Origin of the sequence: Cricetibacter osteomyelitidis (assembly GCF_004340985.1) — a bacterium.
In the GTDB taxonomy this organism is placed as follows: domain Bacteria; phylum Pseudomonadota; class Gammaproteobacteria; order Enterobacterales; family Pasteurellaceae; genus Cricetibacter; species Cricetibacter osteomyelitidis.
Genome location: NZ_SLYB01000031.1, coordinates 1 through 17,226, shown reverse-complemented (window position 1 = coordinate 17,226; position 17,226 = coordinate 1). Strand labels below are relative to the sequence as shown.

The following is a 17,226-nucleotide window of genomic DNA, read 5'->3' as shown; positions in this document are numbered from 1 at the left end:
GTTATCCTTGTGTATTTAAAGAGTTAAGTAAGTCGACAACGGTTTGACGTTGTTCTTTTTGAAAGGCATTTAAATATATCTTGACTGGCTTTTCATTTAAAATGTTGATAATGATTTTTTTTGAAACTTGTTCAACAGATGTGATTTGATTATAGCGAAAGAATTTTTTGGGAGCTAATGGGGCAAGTTTTAGTTCTAAGTGTTCGTCTTTAAAAGACAGGACGGGGGTATTTTTTCTGGCTAAACCGATACCACCCAAAATACATAGCAATATTGCAGAACTAAATAGGTGAACATTTCCATTGATAAGTGTTAAGAAAAATACAAGAACACCGCTACCGATCATAAAATAGTCGGAATATTGTTGATTTTTAGCTCTAAAGAAGTTTTGCCCTGATAACGGATGTGGCATTTTAATTTCTCCAAATATAAAACAAATATCAAAATAGGGCTATAATATATGATATACAGCTATAAATGTAAATTTAAAATCAGGAAAAATATGTCATACAAAGTTATCGCCTTCGATTTGGACGGCACATTATTAAACAGTCAGGGGCAAATTCTGCCGAGCAGCAAAAACGCTATTGCACAGGCTTGTGCGAAAGGTGTAAAAGTGGTACTAGTGAGCGGTCGTCATCACACGGCAATGCGGCCTTATTACTATGAATTAGGCTTAGATACGCCGGTTATTTGTTGTAATGGGACGTATATTTATGATTTTACAACGGATTTAGTCTTGAGCGCTAATCCGCTGTTGGCGCAGCAAGCAAAAAAGGTGATCGAAACAGGCAAGCGGTTTGGCACGCATTTGTTGATGTATTCCCGTGATGCCATGAATTATCAGGTGCTCAACGAGCATATGACAAAGTTCAATCAATGGGTACAGCACTGCCCGTCAAATGTGCGTCCGAATTTACGTCAAGTCGATGATTTTATGCAAATTGTGGACAGTGGCGATACCATTTGGAAATTTGTCATCAGCCATCCCGATCGCGACATAATGGAACAAGCGGTATCCGCATTATCGACGGATGAATTTAGCTGTGAATGGTCGTGGGTGGATCGTGTCGATGTGGCCAATCAAGGTAATTCAAAGGGCGCTCGATTATTGGAATTATTACAAATGTGGCATATTGATCCGCAAAATGTAATTGCCTTTGGCGATAATCATAACGATACCAGTATGTTAAAAGCAGTGGGGCTAGGTGTGGCAATGAGCAATGCGGAAGCGGAAGTAAAACAGCAAGTAAAATTAGTTACGCTGACTAACGATGAAAACGGCATTGAGCAAGTATTGATACAGTATTTGTAGAAGTTTACGGTAGATTCAGGTAAAATCCACCGACTAAACTAAAGACTTGCGAATTAACTTAATATTATGATGAAAAATATCCGAAATTTCTCTATTATTGCCCATATTGACCACGGGAAATCCACGCTTTCCGATCGTTTGATCCAAACTTGCGGCGGTTTGTCCGATCGCGAAATGGAAGCCCAGGTTTTAGATTCAATGGATTTGGAACGTGAACGTGGGATCACTATTAAAGCCCAAAGCGTAACCTTAAATTATAAAGCCAAAGACGGGGAAACCTATCAATTAAACTTTATCGACACACCGGGACACGTGGACTTTTCCTATGAAGTTTCCCGTTCTTTGGCGGCGTGCGAAGGGGCGTTATTGGTGGTGGATGCCGGACAAGGTGTGGAAGCACAAACCTTGGCGAACTGTTATACTGCCATTGAAATGAATTTAGAAGTGGTGCCGATTTTAAATAAAATCGACCTGCCTGCCGCTGATCCTGAACGTGTAGCAGAAGAAATTGAAGATATCGTGGGCATTGATGCTATGGAAGCGGTACGTTGTTCGGCGAAAACCGGCCAAGGCATTGAAGATGTGTTAGAAGAAATTGTGGCAAAAGTGCCGGCACCGGAAGGCGATCCTAATGCTCCGTTGCAAGCCTTAATTATTGATTCTTGGTTTGACAACTATCTTGGCGTAGTGTCTTTGGTACGAATCAAAAACGGCACCTTGAAAAAAGGCGACAAAATCAAGGTGATGACTACCGGTCAAAGCTATGGCGTGGATCGTTTAGGCATTTTTACCCCGAAACAACAAGATACTACCGAATTAAAATGCGGCGAAGTGGGTTGGGTGGTTTGTGCCATCAAAGATATTTTAGGCGCACCGGTGGGCGATACTTTAACTCATCATAACAATCCGGCAAGTTTGCCGTTACCAGGCTTTAAAAAAGTTAAACCGCAAGTGTATGCGGGGATTTTCCCGATTAGTTCGGATGACTACGAAGCCTTTCGCGATGCATTAGGCAAACTCAGTTTGAATGATGCGTCCTTATTCTATGAACCGGAAACATCAACGGCACTGGGATTCGGTTTCCGTTGCGGCTTCTTAGGCTTATTGCATATGGAGATCATTCAAGAGCGTTTAGAACGTGAATATGATCTTGATTTGATCACCACCGCACCGACCGTAGTCTATGAAGTGGAACAAACCAACGGCGAAGTTGTCTATGTGGATAGCCCATCGAAATTACCGCCGTTAAATAATATTGCCGAGATTCGCGAGCCGATTGCGGAATGTAATATGTTATTACCGCAGGAATATTTAGGCAATGTGATTACACTGTGCGTCGAAAAACGCGGTGTGCAAACCAATATGGTATATCACGGCAACCAAGTGGCGTTGACCTATGAAATTCCGATGGGTGAAGTTGTGTTAGATTTCTTTGACCGCTTGAAATCCACATCCCGCGGTTATGCATCGTTGGATTACGGCTTTAAGAAATTTCAAGCGGGCGATATGGTGCGGGTAGATATTATGATTAACGGCGAGCGTGTAGATGCATTGGCCTTAATCGTACACAAAGACAATGCACCGTATCGCGGCCGCGAATTAGTGGAAAAAATGAAAGAACTCATTCCACGCCAGCAATTCGATATCGCCATTCAAGCGGCTATCGGCAACCATATTATCGCCCGTTCTACGGTGAAACAGTTGCGTAAAAACGTATTAGCAAAATGTTACGGTGGTGACGTGAGCCGTAAGAAAAAATTATTGCAAAAACAAAAAGAAGGTAAAAAACGGATGAAATCATTGGGCAACGTGGAAGTGCCTCAAGAAGCGTTTTTAGCCATTTTACACGTTGGAAAAGATTAATAAGGAATTATAATGTCAAAATTCTTTTTACCTATTTTATTGGTAGCCGGTTTTATGGGATGGAAGCTGTTGGATCAAATGCAACTGCCGAATACCTTTTCAATTTTATTGATTATTTTGACCGCACTTTCAGCCATTTTCTGGTGTTATCGTCGTTTTGTGGCATTACCGAAACAACAACGCCAGATCGCACGTTTAGAACAGCGTAGCGGTAGAAGTTTAACTGATGATGAAAAAGCTAATGTAGAGCCTGTGTCCGAAGGCACTGAATTTATCGCTTCATTATTTCCTGTTTTGGCATTTGTGTTAGTATTGCGTTCTTTTATTTGGGAACCCTTCCAAATTCCGTCCGGTTCAATGGAACCGACATTACGGGTTGGTGATTTTCTTATTGTCGAAAAGTATGCTTACGGCATTAAAGATCCCGTATTCCAAAATACCTTGATTAAAACCGGTAAACCGCAGCGAGGTGATATTGTGGTCTTTAAAGCGCCGCCTCAACCGACGGTAGATTATATTAAACGTATTATCGGCGTGGGCGGTGACAAGATTGTATATAATTTGGAAAATCAAACGCTTGTAGTTACTCATGGTAAAGACGGCAAACCTTGCGAGGAAAACTGCAATGTAGTCGTTTTCCAATATAGCCAAGGCGTATCCAATCCCGAATTTGTGTATAACGGCATGGAACAAATAGAAAGAACCGAAATCGGAGATGTAACACATCAAATTTTAAATAGTCCGCAACCGTTTTTCTATCCGCAAACGGAATGGGTAGTGCCGGAAGGTCAGTATTTTATGATGGGTGATAACCGTGACAATAGCGGAGACAGTCGTTATTGGGGCTTTGTACCGGAACAAAATATTGTGGGTAAAGCCGCTTATATTTGGCTCAGTCTGGATAAACAAGCGGGCGAATGGCCGAAAGGTTTGCGTTTTGACCGTATGTTTACGAAAATTCAATAATGAGGCTTAAACGATTAACGAAGACTTTGTTTAAAATCATTGTTATGCTTGCTATATTGCGTGGTTTGGTTTCTTATTTTGTGTACTTTGTACCTAGCGCCAGTATGATGCCTACATTGACGATTAATGATTTTATCTTTGCTAATTACCAGTCAGGCGAATGGGTTGTACCAAAAGGTTATTATTTCGTGATGGGGGATAGTCGTGATTATAGCAATGACAGCCGTTTTCAAGGATTTGTGGAACAAAAGGATTTAGTGGCAAAAGTGGATAAAGTGCTTTTTAACCCAATGCGAATGGATGAACGGTTTTTTATAAGAATTCAATAAGTTATGAAAGTAAATTTAGAAAAATTACAACGTCGTATCGGTTATCAATTCAGTACGCTCGCATTGTTGAAGCAGGCGTTAACCCATCGCAGTGCCAGTAATGATCACAATGAGCGGTTAGAATTTTTAGGTGATTCCATTTTAAACTTTACCATTGCTGAAGCCTTGTATCATCAATTTCCTCGTTGTAATGAAGGGGAATTGAGCAGAATGCGTGCTACCTTAGTGCGAGAGCCAACCTTAGCGATCCTTGCCCGCCAATTTGCCTTGGGCGAGTATTTACACTTAGGTTCAGGCGAATTAAAGAGTGGTGGATTTCGCCGTGAATCTATTTTAGCGGATGCGGTAGAAGCTATTATCGGCGCGATTTCCCAAGATGCGGATTTAAACACCGCAACGGAAATTATCCGCCGTTGGTATCAGCCGTTATTACAAGAAATCAAACCGGGAGAGAATCAAAAAGATCCGAAAACCCGTTTGCAAGAATATCTGCAAGGGCGCAGATTACCGTTACCAACTTATGAAGTGGTGGATATTCAAGGAGAAGCGCATTGCCAAACCTTTAAAGTTGAATGTAATGTGAAAAATATCGACCGCACTTTTATAGGTCAAGGCAGTAGTCGTCGCAAAGCGGAACAAAATGCCGCAGAACAAATTTTACAAGAGTTAAAAATTAAATGACAGAACAAGAACAACAAACCTATTGCGGCTTTATCGCCATTGTAGGTCGTCCGAATGTAGGGAAATCCACCTTATTAAACAAAATTTTAGGACAAAAAATTTCTATTACGTCCCGCAAAGCGCAAACTACCCGTCACCGCATAGTGGGAATTCATACGGACGGTGAGTATCAAGCGGTTTATGTGGATACGCCGGGATTACATATTGAAGAAAAACGAGCGATCAACCGCTTGATGAACCGTGCAGCAAGCAGTGCCATTGGTGATGTGGATTTGATTATTTTTGTGGTGGACGGCACGCATTGGACGGCGGATGACGAAATGGTGCTGAATAAATTACGCCAAGCCAAAACACCGGTGGTGTTAGTCATTAACAAAATTGATAACGTCAAAAATAAAGACGATTTATTGCCGTTTATTACGGAATTAAGCGCTAAATTTGAGTTTGCCCATATTGTGCCGATTTCTGCACAACGCGGCAATAATGTACACGAATTAGAAAAAATCGTGCGTAAATCATTGCGTCCGGGCGTACATCATTTCCCGGAAGAATACGTTACTGACCGCTCACAGCGTTTTATGGCATCGGAAATTATCCGTGAAAAATTAATGCGTTTCACTGGCGAAGAATTACCTTACTCGGTGACGGTGGAAATCGAACAATTTAAGTTAAACGAACGTGGTACTTACGAAATCAATGGCTTGATTTTAGTGGAACGCGATGGGCAGAAAAAAATGGTTATCGGTGCCGGCGGACAAAAAATCAAACAAATCGGTACGGAAGCCCGTCAAGATATGGAAAAATTATTCGACAACAAAGTACATTTAGAACTGTGGGTGAAAGTCAAAGCAGGCTGGGCAGACGATGAGCGTGCTTTGCGTAGTTTGGGTTATATTGATGAATAAATACAAAAAGTGCGGTCGGATTTGACCGCACTTTGAGTTTCTAGGCGAGATTTACCGCACCTTGATAACCCAGTTGCCGCCATGCTTCATATACTGCAACAGCCACGGAATTGGACAAATTCATGCTGCGGCTGTTTTCCGTCATTGGAATACGAATTTTCTGTTCCATAGGTAATGTATCTAAAATACTCATAGGAATACCGCGGGTTTCCGGTCCGAACATCAAATAATCACCTAATTCAAATTGTACTTGGCTATGAGCCGGTTTGCCTTTGGTTGTCATCGCAAACAGGCGTTTCGGTTGCTCGGCAGTTAAAAAGGCTTCATAGGTTTTATGCTTTTTGATTTCAGCAAATTCGTGATAGTCCAAGCCTGAACGGCGTAAGCGTTTATCATCCCAAGTAAAACCAAGCGGTTCGATCAGATGCAGGCGAAAACCGGTGTTGGCACATAAGCGAATGATATTTCCGGTATTTTGCGGAATTTCCGGTTCGTATAAAACAATATCTAACATTAATCGATTAATCCTGCTTTGACTAAGAAATTATAAATACCGTTTTCTGCTACGGAATCGGTTACATAATCTGCTACGGCTTTTAAATCCGCATGACCGTTGCCCATTGCTACGCCTACACCCGCTTGAGTCAGCATTTCAATATCATTTAAACCGTCACCGAATGCCATGGTGTTATGCCAATCTAAACCAAGGTGATCAAGCATATTTTGAATACCCCGTGCTTTTGACCCCTGTTTATCGAAAATATCCACTGAATATTCGTGCCAGCGTACCGTACGTAAATTGGCATAAATGTCGGCATCTTGCACAAATTGGTCTTTATCTTCGGCATAAAATGCAAGTAATTGGCAAACTTCATTTTGTTCAGCATAATTCGGATCCGGATAATAATCCGTTGTAATAGGATCTAAAGCGAATTTCAGTTCCGGTGTAATATCTGAAACGATGACCGCTTCGTTAGAGATAAACGCATATTCAATATTATGCTGTTTGAAAAAGTGAATAACGCGGTTAAGATCCTGTTTTTGTAATGGATAATATTTTACAACCTTGCCTTGATGAGTCGCGTACTGTCCATTCATAGTGACAAAAGTTTCAACATTTTCTTGCTCTAAAATAGGTTTTAATTTTACCGGAAAACTGGCTTTGGTACGCCCTGTGGCGATAGCCGGAATAATACCGTTTTGTTTCAATTTACGGAATATCGTTTGCACGCTGTCCGGTATAAAGTCTTCGTGTTTAAGGTAGAGGGTGTCGTCAATGTCGAAAAAAACGATTTTGATTTGATCTCGATAATTAGGGACTGTCATTAAAAATCCTTACAGATAAGCGAAAAATTGCGAATAATTTTAACATTTTTGGAAGCCGGATCACAAAATTAAATCATCAAATGTAAAAACTTTTCCAATATTCACCGCACTTTTTTATGCTGCCGTTCTGATTAAAAATAAAAAGTGCGGTATGAATTGGTTAAATTTTTGTTGTGTGGAATGTCAGCAAAGGTTAAATATCGGTCATCACGGGTTGTGCAGTAAATGTAATAAAAAAATCCAGCGAGTAGCTTATTGTGCGGGATGTGGTGTCGAATTACCTTATAACGCGAAACATTGCGGGCATTGTTTACGTGTTGATCCTTTGTGGGATCATCTTGTGGTAGTTGGTAAATATCGTGAACCCTTGTCTGCTTTAGTACATCGTTTTAAATTTCAAAATCAATTTTGGTTAGACCGCACTTTAGGTCGGTTATTATTATTGGCGGTGCATAATGCCAGACGAACGCATCAATTAACTTTGCCCGATATGATTATGCCTGTCCCCTTACATCATCTCCGCCAATGGCGGCGCGGATATAATCAAGCAGATTTATTGGCAAAACAAATTGCACAGAAACTTGATATAACTTGCCGAAATGATTTGCTTATACGCCTAAAAAATACACATACACAGCGCGGTTTAACCGCTAAAGAACGCAGGTGTAATTTAAAAAATGCTTTTGCCGTGAATTCGGATATTCGGCATTATCAATCGGTGGCTTTGGTAGATGACGTGATTACCACAGGCGCAACGTTGAATGAAATCAGTAAACAATTACGTAAAGCCGGTGTGCGAAATATTCAGGTGTGGGGATTATGTCGTGTGTAGCGTATTAAAACTTTATCAGTTTAAATATATTTTGGCAGCTTTTTGCCATAAATATTAAAAATTGTACTAAGGTAAAGATTTTCCGCTAGTCAAAGCCCTAAACTTACATTATATTGAGACCGTCTTTTAGAGACAGAGCAATTTATACCACTATATTCTAGGAGAATACTATGCCAACACCAGCGTTTATTTCTATTGAAGGCAGTAATCAAGGCAAAATTACAGCCGGCGCATTTACTGAAGATTCAGTCGGTAATGTGTATGTTGAGGGTCATGAAGATGAAATCATGGCTCAAGCAATCAGCCATATCGTAACTGTGCCGACGGATCCTCAATCAGGTCAACCGTCAGGTCAACGCGTACACCAGGCATTCAAATTCACTTGCTCATTAAATAAAGCCGTACCGTTAATGTACAACGCATTAGCTTCCGGTGAAATGTTACCTAAAGTAGAAGTCACTTGGTATCGCACTTCAATTGATGGTCGCCAAGAAGAGTTTTTCTCAACGGTATTGGAAGATGCGGTAATTGTGGATATGAATTTGGTTATGCCAAATGCACAAGATCCAAGTAATGCACCTTATACTCAATTATTAGAAGTGAGTATGAGCTACCGTAAAATCAACTGGGATCACACTATCGCAGGTACTTCCGGTTCAGATGACTGGCGCAAACCGCAAGTTTGATTTTAGCTTAACAGATATTCATAAGCCCCTGGCATTTACCTTGCTTGGGGTTTTTTTGTATTATAGGAAAAATACTTTTTTAAGATTTAAGAAAGAAAAATACAATGCCTCAACAATCCAACTACCGCTATAGTTTAAACGTGAACAGCACTACCGAATTCGATGTCGTCAGTTTTGTATTAAAAGAAGGGCTTTCTCAACTTTTTCGTCTGGAATTGGAGTTGGCGAGTTTTGATTCGTCGCCTTCTTTTGCTGAGATTTTGGACAACAGCGCCACACTCACTTTCTGGCAAGGCTCTGAGCCGATACGTTATGTTAATGGGATTGTGACGCAGTTGGTACAGGGCGAAAGCGGCTTTTCCCGTACCCGCTATAACATGGTCATCGAGCCGGATTTGGTGCGGGCCTCCTATCAATCGGATAATAAAATCTTCCAACAACAAGACAGCGAAAAAATCCTACGTCAACTCCTTTCAAAGAATCATATCAACCAAGTCGAATTTCATTTAAGTGACAGTTATTGGCAACGGGAATACTGCGTACAATACCGGGAAACGGACTTAGCCTTTATCGAACGACTGGCGGCGGAAGAAGGGACATATTATTATTTTTCACATACCGAAGACGGTCACACCCTGCATTTCAGCAACCACAGTGCACTGGCAGCGGAAAAAGGCACATTGCTTTATAATCCCACGCCTGCCGGTGAACGCCCCGAAGCCGCTTTATGGCACTGGGCATATCAAGCCAAACTTGGCACCAACCGCCAAACCCTACGCGATTACACCTTCACCCACCCGACTTACTCTCAAGAACACCAACATGCCCTGCAGCAAACTAGCGTACTCGGCGAAAGTGCGGTCAATATTTACGAAAAATACGATTACCCGGGGCGTTACAAACGCGATGCACAGGGCGAACCGTTCAGCCGCTACCGATTGGAATACGAACAGCGCGAAGCGGAAGTGGCACTTGCAACGGGGGATGATTTACGCCTGATTCCTGGTTATCGCTTTACCCTCTCGGGGCATCCGCGGGAAAGTTTCAACCAAAGTTGGTTAGCGGTGGAAGTAGAGCATCGCGGCTGGCAGCCCGGCATTCTGGAAGAAGAAGCGGGGGAACAGGGCAACCGCTATGAAAACCATATCAGGTTTATCCCAAGCGCCACGCAATGGCGCCCGACCCCGAACCCGAAACCGCGAGTAGACGGCCCGCAGATTGCGCATGTTGTCGGCCCGGCGGGCGAAGAGATTTACTGCGACGACTGGGGACGGGTGAAAATCCAATTCCCTTGGGACAGAGAGGGCGAAAACAACGAAAACAGCTCCTGCTGGGTGCGGGTCAGCCAAGCGTGGGCAGGGGCGCAGTTCGGCAATATCGCCATCCCCAGAATCGGGCATGAAGTCATCGTGGACTTCTTGGAAGGCGACCCGGACCAACCCATCATCACCGGCCGCACCTATCACAGCACCACCGAACCGCCGTATAACCTGCCGGAACACAAAACCCGCATGTCGATAAAATCCAAAACGCACAAGGGCAACGGCTTTAATGAACTTCGCTTTGAAGATGAAAAGGACAAAGAAGAAATCTTTATCCACGCCGAACGTGACCAAAACAACGTGGTTAATCACGACGAAACTACCCAAATCGGCAACGACCGCACGGAGCAGGTGGGGCATGATGAAACGATTCATATTGGTAATAATCGCACTGAAAGCGTACAAACGGATGAAAGTATCACCATCGGACAAGACAAAACTCAAACCATCGGGCGCAACCGTATTACCAAAATTGAAAAAGACGACATCCTCAACATCGGCAACAGCCAAAGCATAGAAGTATATGCCGACAGTTTAGTGAAAGTCGGAAATGACTACATCATTGAAGTGGCGAATAACGGCGACTGGACAAGCGGTGAGTTCTTCGAACAACTGTGCGAAACCTTCCACTGCGAAGGCTATGACGAAGTGATTTTAGAAAGTGCGGGCGGACGGGTGATATTTAATGCCGAGGGCGTGACTTTCGAGGGGAATGTGCGGATTGAGGGCGAGTTGGTGTTTGAGAGTGGTGAGGCGGATGCAACTCATATCTTTACTATGCAAGTACATGAGGCTCAACCAAGTGATTACCAGTATAGTAATCGCCTAGATCTTTACAATGTATTTGGGTATTTAAAAGATCGAGAAATTTCGTACACAGTCAAAAATTCGCAAGGTGAAATTATCTATACAGGAATTTTAGATGAAATGGCAAGAACGAAAAGGATCTATTCAGACGAAAAAGAAAAAATAGAAATCATCGTTGAAAAAGAAAATGGAGATGAACTCTCTTATAAAATTTCACTTCTTGATACAGAAAACATTGATAATACACCTGCAGTATATAGACAAGCGTATTACAATGTGGAACATGGAGATACGCTAGACGTTATTGCGTCTAAGTTTAATTTATCAAAAGAAAATTTATTGAATATCAATGAATTGAAGAATGAAAATGCCTTGCCAAATAAATTGATATTACCTATTAATAGCCAACGAAAACCAAGTGAGAGATAATATGACAACGGGAAAATATGAGCAACAACGAAGTGAACATAATGGAAAGCCAGTTGCAGTGGCACAAGCTAGTAGTTGCTTTTGCAATAGGGATTTTACAGTTGATGATTTAGTTTCATTTTATGGAAAGAAGAAACTTTTTTCTGCTAAAAATTGCCCATTACCTCAAGAGCAAAGAAATATAGAGCTACTGACTAGGAAATTAAATTATACAATGAATAAATTTGGAATAAATACTTGTTTGAGAAAAGCACATTTCTTGGCGCAAATAGAAGCAGAAACTTTATTTGCTACAACAGAAGAATATTCAAGTGGTTGGGATTATGATAATTCAACTCATGAAGATGGTCACAAGAAATATGTATTATTCAAAAAAGATCCAATAAAGTATGCTACTTACGAAAAATATAAAAGAAATTTTTATAGATATGAAGAATGTATAGCTCATGGTCATAATGTTAAGGGATTTGGTCCTAAATATAAGGGAAGAGGATTAATTCAGTTAACATGGAAAGATAATTATGAAGATTTTTTTAAAAAATTAAAAGAGTTAGGTGAAAAGGAACAAGATATTAGTAATCCTTATATTGTTGCAAAAGAATTACACCTTTCTTGCTTATCTGCAGGTTGGTACTGGCGAAATAAATCAGCATTAGGTGATTTAAATAAGTTTGCTGATGAAGATGATCTTATAGCTATTTCTGCTGGAGTGAATGGTGGGAGTAATGGGTTTGAACACAGGAAAGTAAATGTCAAAAAAATCATAAAACTAATGAAGATAAGAGAATGTTGTAATAATCTATCAGTAACATCAATAGGCACTTATAAATTTAAAAATAGTAACCTATATAAAAATCCAAGATGGAGAAAAATATATGAAAAGAAATTTATCAAATATGATGATTAAATTTTTTATTTTTTGCTTTCTTATTTCTATTAAAATTAGTTATGGTTCATCTATAGATAATGTCTACTCACCAGCTTTTTTAGGTAATGAAGTATCTGATTTTGATGGAGATGGAAAAGATGATGAGTTGAATTATAAATGTTATAGAGCCAGAGAAAAAGAGGATTTTCCTAGCTGTATCATTAATATTACCACTAAACAAAGAACTTATCATTTCATTTCGATGTATACATGGGAGCCTATCATAAGATCTTGTGGAAGAGGTTGCTTGGCAATAGTCGATGATGTAACTAAAAATCAAGAAATGTATGTTGAAGAGTATGAGTATAATAAAAAATTAGATAATTGGATAAGAGTAAAATACGAGATTATTACACCTGATAATAGAATAGAAAATCTTTTAAGTGAAGAGGAAAGAAAACAAATGATAGATATTGAAGGTCATATATATAATTGAGAATATTTATTTCTTACTGAGATGGTTTTTAAAGGATGTTAAATGATGAAGATTAAGGTTTTTAAAATATAAATCTAAATAAATAATTAAAGATAGTAGAAGTATAGCTAAGAGATTTTTAGGTGAACAAATGAAAAGAATTGTTATATTTTTTAAAAAGTGATTATTCAAACCACAAAAATTATATTCTGGGAGTTAAAATGAAAAAATATTGTAACTTTATTAGTAGTTTTATGGAGTTCTATATCTTTTGCGGGAAATAATTCTGAAGCAGAGATTATAGTAAAGGAATTTATTTTAAAAAGATGTTTATTAAATAATTATAATCATTTGGGAATATCATATGAAGTATTTAATGATTCATCTTCTTTAAGTGAAAAATACAATCCAAATGATTGGGGTAAAATCCTTGACTTTACAGACAAACATACTTCAGGTTTTTATAAAAATAGTGTAACAATTCATTTAGACAATGGAGCTGATAAGATAATGAATACTATTTTTTCAAATTGCATGAAATTTTATCATTCAAAGAAACTCAATAATTTTATAAAAGAAAATAGTTATTGAGCCAAAGAGTGATAATTATACCATATGTCAATTTTAATTATGATAGTTTAATTTATGCACGGAAATAAGAATGATAAATTTATATGACCGAACAAATTATAAAAATAAAAAATTTAAAAAATAAAAAATCATAAATAGAATAATAAAAAAGAGCAAAAGTCAATTAACTTATATCAATTTACATATTATAAAAAACAACCGCACTTTTGAAATAAACTCAAACACATTTAAAGTGCGGTTAATTTTTTAGAAATTTTATATAACAAGTGGTTAGATTTTTGTAAAAATTTGCAAAAATTAAGACAAAGTGATCACTTGTATGTAATAAAAAATATCAGAGTGAGTAACTGGGATTGGAAAATCTTCAGCGGCTCATATCGGATTGCTGCGGAAGAGAAAATCAGCGGAATACCACTATTATCGGCACATAATTTGGAGACGGAAACGGACAAAGAGGTGGTACTAAGTAAACCGATAGCGGTGAAAGCGGGTATGGAGCTGGGATTAATAGGGGAATACAACCAAATGGACGAACAGGACAAGAAACTGTTACATCTGGAAGTGTTTACCTATGATGATATTGAAGCATTTCAGGCAATAGCCAAGGCGCAGTATGAAAAGGATAAAGCGGAAAAGAAACTGACGGACAACTTTTTGTATGTTGCCCGCAATAGTGCCTATTACAGCATTACGGAGAATAAAGCAGTCAAACTGGGCAGCACGGTAACGGAAATCATGGTGCCGTTGTCGGAAACGGAAAAGAAAACAATAAAAGAGGGCAACGCAACCAAAGACTACTACAACATTCAACCGTATCTGCATAACACAACGGTAAAGAGCAAGACCGGAATTTATGTGGACAATAGTCATGTGACACACGGAATATTGTTTCCGGGAGTGAATATATTTAAACAACAGAGCGACGGACTTTGTATTTTCAAAAATGGGCTGCATGAAAACTTAAATCCGGCGAGTGACCTGACGGCAAAACAAAAAGACGAACTAACCCCGTTGTTTAAAGCGATAATGGATGAGCTAGATTTAGAGAAAGACAACGGAACGCCGGTGATATTTGAGGCGGGGAAATTAAAGAATTTGCTGTTAGATAGCATTCAACAACGCCGCTTAACGGGCATCATCGCCAAACACGAAAGCGAATGGAAAAGTACCCGCCAGGCGGATTTTGCCAAAGTGTGTGATTTATACCGCCGTTACAATGACGAAGAGACGGCGAAACGTATCAACAAACGGGTGGAAGATTTATCGATAAAGCTGAAAGTGAATCAGTTTGATACGGATAAGGAAGCGCATTATATTCATCCGTTGGGATTTGTGGGGTGGTTGGCAGCGCCGAGAGCTGAATTTGATTGGTTTGAAACGCCTCTTGTTAAATTGATTGTATCTAAAGAATCAAAAGGTTCTTATAACGCCTATAATATAACGGGTTGGGATGCAGAAGGAAGAAATAAAATATATGAAAGTCACTTTGAACCGACAGTCCAGTATCATCTTGAGAAAATGACTATTAAAGAAATAAGAACTGCACAAGACACTTATATAGGATCAAATAAAAAGCATATGCAGGCAGTAGGTATATTCCAAATGATTCCTAGTACTTTAGGGCAATTTCTTCGATGGTTAAAATCATATAAAACGATTGATGAAAATTCTCAATTATTTGATCGTAATTTCCAACAGCTGACCCCTCTGTTTTTTTGGGAAATTAAGAGAAGTATTATTTCTGGATATTTTAGAAATAAAAATACTGTTGAGGAAGCTGCATATGAAGTTGCCCAAGAATGGGCATCAGCAGCCGTGCCTAAAGGAAAAAGAGTTAAACCCAAAAAGAAAGGTGAATTAGGAAGAATTTCTGATGGAACAATAAGTTATTATGATAGTGATGGCTTAAATAAGGCTCATTATTCGGCTGAATTTACAATAAAAGCATTAGAAGAAACAAAGAAAATGATAGATGATATAGGCGGCTATGAAGCTGTAAGAAATGTAACTCTGGAGATTCTAAATAATTAGGGGATGTCATGAAAAGAATATTATTAATATTATTTGTGTTATTTAATGTTAGCGTGTCTTATGGAAATCAGTGTATTCTTTTTGAAGAAGAAAAACTAATAGATGATAAAATTAGATTTTATAATAATTATTATAATCAAGTTCCTAATATGATATCTTGCAAAGAAAATTCAGCATTAAATGATCTTGTTTGTTCCGATGTTAAACTTAAAAAGGCTTTATTGTTACTATCGGTTAGCTTAGTTTATTCATATGAAAATGCCAACCGTATTCAAATTGATAATTACCAGACATATAACAATGAATTTAAAGATTGGTTAAATAACATAATGGAGAAAGAGTGGGATAAAAAAATAGCATTAAAGAAATTATGTTATATAATAAAACAGCAAACTACTAGTTCTCTAGGTGGAGATTCTCCTTATAAAACTATAAACATAGAGCCTATTTATATTAAAAAGAATTCCAATGGAGTGATATTGGAAATTATGGATGGAAATATTTATTTGGGGAAATCTTGTGATGCCGAAAGTAGTGATAAAAGAAAAGGAAAGTGGTACAAAAGTGGAGAATTCTTTTTTGTGGAGCTTGGAAATGATAAATATAAATTCGATAGAAATGAGGAAGTTTTTTCCCTTAATTGTAAAAGGATAATAGATGATTGAATATTAATTTGCTCTTGAGGTGAAAAATTTTGCGGAAAACTTTAATTTGAAATCTGACTAATTGATGAGAAACTGATGGTTATGAGAACTTATTTTATCTGTTTTGAACAAATAGGAAGAAATATATTATGATTAAGCTACTTATTTATTTAGTTTTGTTTTCAATTTCTACACAACTTAAAGCCTCTTGTGTTACGGATAAAGAATACGAGGTAATATCAAAATCACTGGAGGGAAGTAATGATGAATATTATGATAAGTATCCTTATGGAAGAATAGAAAATATTGCTAGCTGTAAGGAAAAATCTGTATTGTCCGATTTGGTATGTGATAATCCTAGATTAAAAAAGATGTTACTGTTACTATCAATAAGTGAAATATATGCTTATGAAAATGCTACTCACACACCGGTGGAAGACTATTCAACTTATAATGATGATTTTAAGGAACAATTAAATTATATTCTTGAGCAAGAAAAAGATAAAAACATAGCAATGCGTAAACTATGCCACATTACCAAAACTAGACTTTCAGATAATTTAGGCGGTGATTTTTATTATAAACCCGAGGTGCATGAAGTAATTTCAAGTAAACTGAATTCCAATGGAGTTATTATTATGCCTTGGCTACTCCCTGAAATCTATTTAGGAAAATCCTGTGATGCTTTGGATAGTACAAAGAGAAAGGGAAAATGGTATAAGACAGATGAACAGTTTATAGTTGAATTAAATGGTGAAATTTATAAATTTAATCATGATAATAATGTTTTTAAACTGAATTGCGAGCCCCCTAAATAAACCAGTTAAAAAGTGTAAAAAATAACCGTGCTTTTGAAGTGAAACTAAGACCACTCAAAGTGCGGTTAATTTTTTAGAAATTTTATATAACAAGTCCCATAAAGGCAACGGCTTTAACGAACTCCGGTTTGAAGACGAAAAGGATAAAGAAGAAATCTTTATCCACGCTGAACGCGACCAAAACAACGTGGTTAATCACGACGAAACCACTCAAATCGGCAACGACCGCACGGAGCAGGTGGAGCATGATGAAACGATTCATATCGGTAATAATAGAACCGAAACGGTACAACAGGATGAAAGCATCACAATAGGACAAGACAAAACTCAAACTATCG

The 17,226-nt window shown here is 38.4% G+C and carries 16 protein-coding genes and 2 pseudogenes; 15 read left to right on the top strand and 3 right to left on the bottom strand.

All coding sequences use genetic code 11. From position 1 onward, the window contains the following. Position 1: 1 nt before the first annotated feature. On the bottom strand, positions 2-412 hold the full coding sequence (locus tag EDC44_RS11040; protein ID WP_131978842.1) for a hypothetical protein: 411 nt from the start codon (positions 410-412) through the stop codon (positions 2-4). A gap of 90 nt (positions 413-502) precedes the next feature. Here EDC44_RS11040 and EDC44_RS11035 point away from each other — a divergent pair, with 90 nt between their 5' ends. The 6 genes from EDC44_RS11035 (at position 503) to era (ending at position 6,059) form a co-directional block, all read left to right on the top strand. Beyond that, positions 503-1,315, top strand: a complete 813-nt coding sequence (locus tag EDC44_RS11035) for a pyridoxal phosphatase (protein WP_131978840.1) — start codon at positions 503-505, stop codon at positions 1,313-1,315. A 69-nt stretch (positions 1,316-1,384) separates the two neighbouring features. Next, a complete protein-coding gene (lepA, locus tag EDC44_RS11030; RefSeq protein ID WP_131978863.1) occupies positions 1,385-3,178 on the top strand; it encodes a translation elongation factor 4 in 1,794 nt (597 codons plus the stop codon). Between the two features lie 12 nt (positions 3,179-3,190). Beyond that, on the top strand, positions 3,191-4,144 hold the full coding sequence (gene lepB / locus EDC44_RS11025; protein WP_131978837.1) for a signal peptidase I: 954 nt from the start codon (positions 3,191-3,193) through the stop codon (positions 4,142-4,144). 26 nt (positions 4,145-4,170) lie between these two features. Then, on the top strand, positions 4,171-4,473 hold the full coding sequence (locus EDC44_RS13430; RefSeq protein WP_424276112.1) for a S26 family signal peptidase: 303 nt from the start codon (positions 4,171-4,173) through the stop codon (positions 4,471-4,473). A gap of 3 nt (positions 4,474-4,476) precedes the next feature. Then, positions 4,477-5,154 (top strand): ribonuclease III, encoded by a 678-nt coding sequence (rnc, locus tag EDC44_RS11015; protein ID WP_131978834.1) that lies wholly within the window; start codon positions 4,477-4,479, stop codon positions 5,152-5,154. Next, positions 5,151-6,059: a GTPase Era gene (era, locus tag EDC44_RS11010; protein WP_131978831.1), complete on the top strand. Its 909-nt coding sequence runs from the start codon at positions 5,151-5,153 to the stop codon at positions 6,057-6,059. The genes rnc and era overlap by 4 nt, the downstream gene beginning before the upstream one ends. Positions 6,060-6,099: 40 nt before the next feature. Here era and trmL read toward each other — a convergent pair whose 3' ends face one another. Both trmL and EDC44_RS11000 read right to left on the bottom strand, forming a co-directional pair. Next, the gene (gene trmL / locus EDC44_RS11005) at positions 6,100-6,573 is read right to left on the bottom strand and encodes a tRNA (uridine(34)/cytosine(34)/5-carboxymethylaminomethyluridine(34)-2'-O)-methyltransferase TrmL (protein WP_131978828.1); all 474 of its coding nucleotides are present in this window, start codon (positions 6,571-6,573) and stop codon (positions 6,100-6,102) included. Beyond that, on the bottom strand, positions 6,573-7,385 hold the full coding sequence (locus EDC44_RS11000; RefSeq protein ID WP_131978825.1) for a Cof-type HAD-IIB family hydrolase: 813 nt from the start codon (positions 7,383-7,385) through the stop codon (positions 6,573-6,575). Before EDC44_RS11000 ends, trmL begins: the two co-directional genes overlap by 1 nt. 151 nt (positions 7,386-7,536) lie before the next feature. Between EDC44_RS11000 and EDC44_RS10995 the strand changes: the two genes are divergently transcribed. The 9 genes and pseudogenes from EDC44_RS10995 to EDC44_RS10955 form a co-directional block, all read left to right on the top strand. Next, a complete protein-coding gene (locus tag EDC44_RS10995; RefSeq protein WP_131978822.1) occupies positions 7,537-8,217 on the top strand; it encodes an amidophosphoribosyltransferase in 681 nt (226 codons plus the stop codon). A 170-nt stretch (positions 8,218-8,387) separates the two neighbouring features. Further along, a complete protein-coding gene (locus tag EDC44_RS10990) occupies positions 8,388-8,903 on the top strand; it encodes an Hcp family type VI secretion system effector (protein WP_131978819.1) in 516 nt (171 codons plus the stop codon). Between the two features lie 104 nt (positions 8,904-9,007). After that, positions 9,008-10,784: pseudogene (locus tag EDC44_RS10985) on the top strand (type VI secretion system Vgr family protein); the annotation flags it as partial. A gap of 678 nt (positions 10,785-11,462) precedes the next feature. Beyond that, entirely contained in the window at positions 11,463-12,368 is a 906-nt protein-coding gene (locus EDC44_RS10980) for a glycoside hydrolase family 19 protein (protein WP_131978813.1), read from the top strand. Beyond that, complete coding sequence (locus EDC44_RS10975; protein ID WP_131978810.1) at positions 12,337-12,825, top strand: hypothetical protein; 489 nt, start codon at positions 12,337-12,339, stop codon at positions 12,823-12,825. Before EDC44_RS10980 ends, EDC44_RS10975 begins: the two co-directional genes overlap by 32 nt. A 909-nt stretch (positions 12,826-13,734) precedes the next feature. Next, complete coding sequence (locus EDC44_RS13270; protein WP_243647944.1) at positions 13,735-15,426, top strand: hypothetical protein; 1,692 nt, start codon at positions 13,735-13,737, stop codon at positions 15,424-15,426. Positions 15,427-15,434: 8 nt separating this feature from the next. Next, a complete protein-coding gene (locus EDC44_RS10965; RefSeq protein WP_131978807.1) occupies positions 15,435-16,091 on the top strand; it encodes a hypothetical protein in 657 nt (218 codons plus the stop codon). Between the two features lie 128 nt (positions 16,092-16,219). Next, positions 16,220-16,888 (top strand): hypothetical protein, encoded by a 669-nt coding sequence (locus EDC44_RS10960; protein ID WP_131978804.1) that lies wholly within the window; start codon positions 16,220-16,222, stop codon positions 16,886-16,888. Positions 16,889-16,976: 88 nt separating this feature from the next. Next, positions 16,977-17,226 (top strand): annotated as a pseudogene (locus tag EDC44_RS10955) (bacteriophage T4 gp5 trimerisation domain-containing protein); the annotation flags it as partial.

Coding starts and splice junctions, on each gene's coding strand:
- EDC44_RS11040 (WP_131978842.1), bottom strand. CDS start 412: ATGCCACATCCGTTATCAGGGCAAAACTTCTTTAGAGCTAAAAATCAA.
- EDC44_RS11035 (WP_131978840.1), top strand. CDS start 503: ATGTCATACAAAGTTATCGCCTTCGATTTGGACGGCACATTATTAAAC.
- lepA (WP_131978863.1), top strand. CDS start 1,385: ATGAAAAATATCCGAAATTTCTCTATTATTGCCCATATTGACCACGGG.
- lepB (WP_131978837.1), top strand. CDS start 3,191: ATGTCAAAATTCTTTTTACCTATTTTATTGGTAGCCGGTTTTATGGGA.
- rnc (WP_131978834.1), top strand. CDS start 4,477: ATGAAAGTAAATTTAGAAAAATTACAACGTCGTATCGGTTATCAATTC.
- era (WP_131978831.1), top strand. CDS start 5,151: ATGACAGAACAAGAACAACAAACCTATTGCGGCTTTATCGCCATTGTA.
- trmL (WP_131978828.1), bottom strand. CDS start 6,573: ATGTTAGATATTGTTTTATACGAACCGGAAATTCCGCAAAATACCGGA.
- EDC44_RS11000 (WP_131978825.1), bottom strand. CDS start 7,385: ATGACAGTCCCTAATTATCGAGATCAAATCAAAATCGTTTTTTTCGAC.
- EDC44_RS10995 (WP_131978822.1), top strand. CDS start 7,537: ATGAATTGGTTAAATTTTTGTTGTGTGGAATGTCAGCAAAGGTTAAAT.
- EDC44_RS10990 (WP_131978819.1), top strand. CDS start 8,388: ATGCCAACACCAGCGTTTATTTCTATTGAAGGCAGTAATCAAGGCAAA.
- EDC44_RS10980 (WP_131978813.1), top strand. CDS start 11,463: ATGACAACGGGAAAATATGAGCAACAACGAAGTGAACATAATGGAAAG.
- EDC44_RS10975 (WP_131978810.1), top strand. CDS start 12,337: ATGAAAAGAAATTTATCAAATATGATGATTAAATTTTTTATTTTTTGC.
- EDC44_RS10965 (WP_131978807.1), top strand. CDS start 15,435: ATGAAAAGAATATTATTAATATTATTTGTGTTATTTAATGTTAGCGTG.
- EDC44_RS10960 (WP_131978804.1), top strand. CDS start 16,220: ATGATTAAGCTACTTATTTATTTAGTTTTGTTTTCAATTTCTACACAA.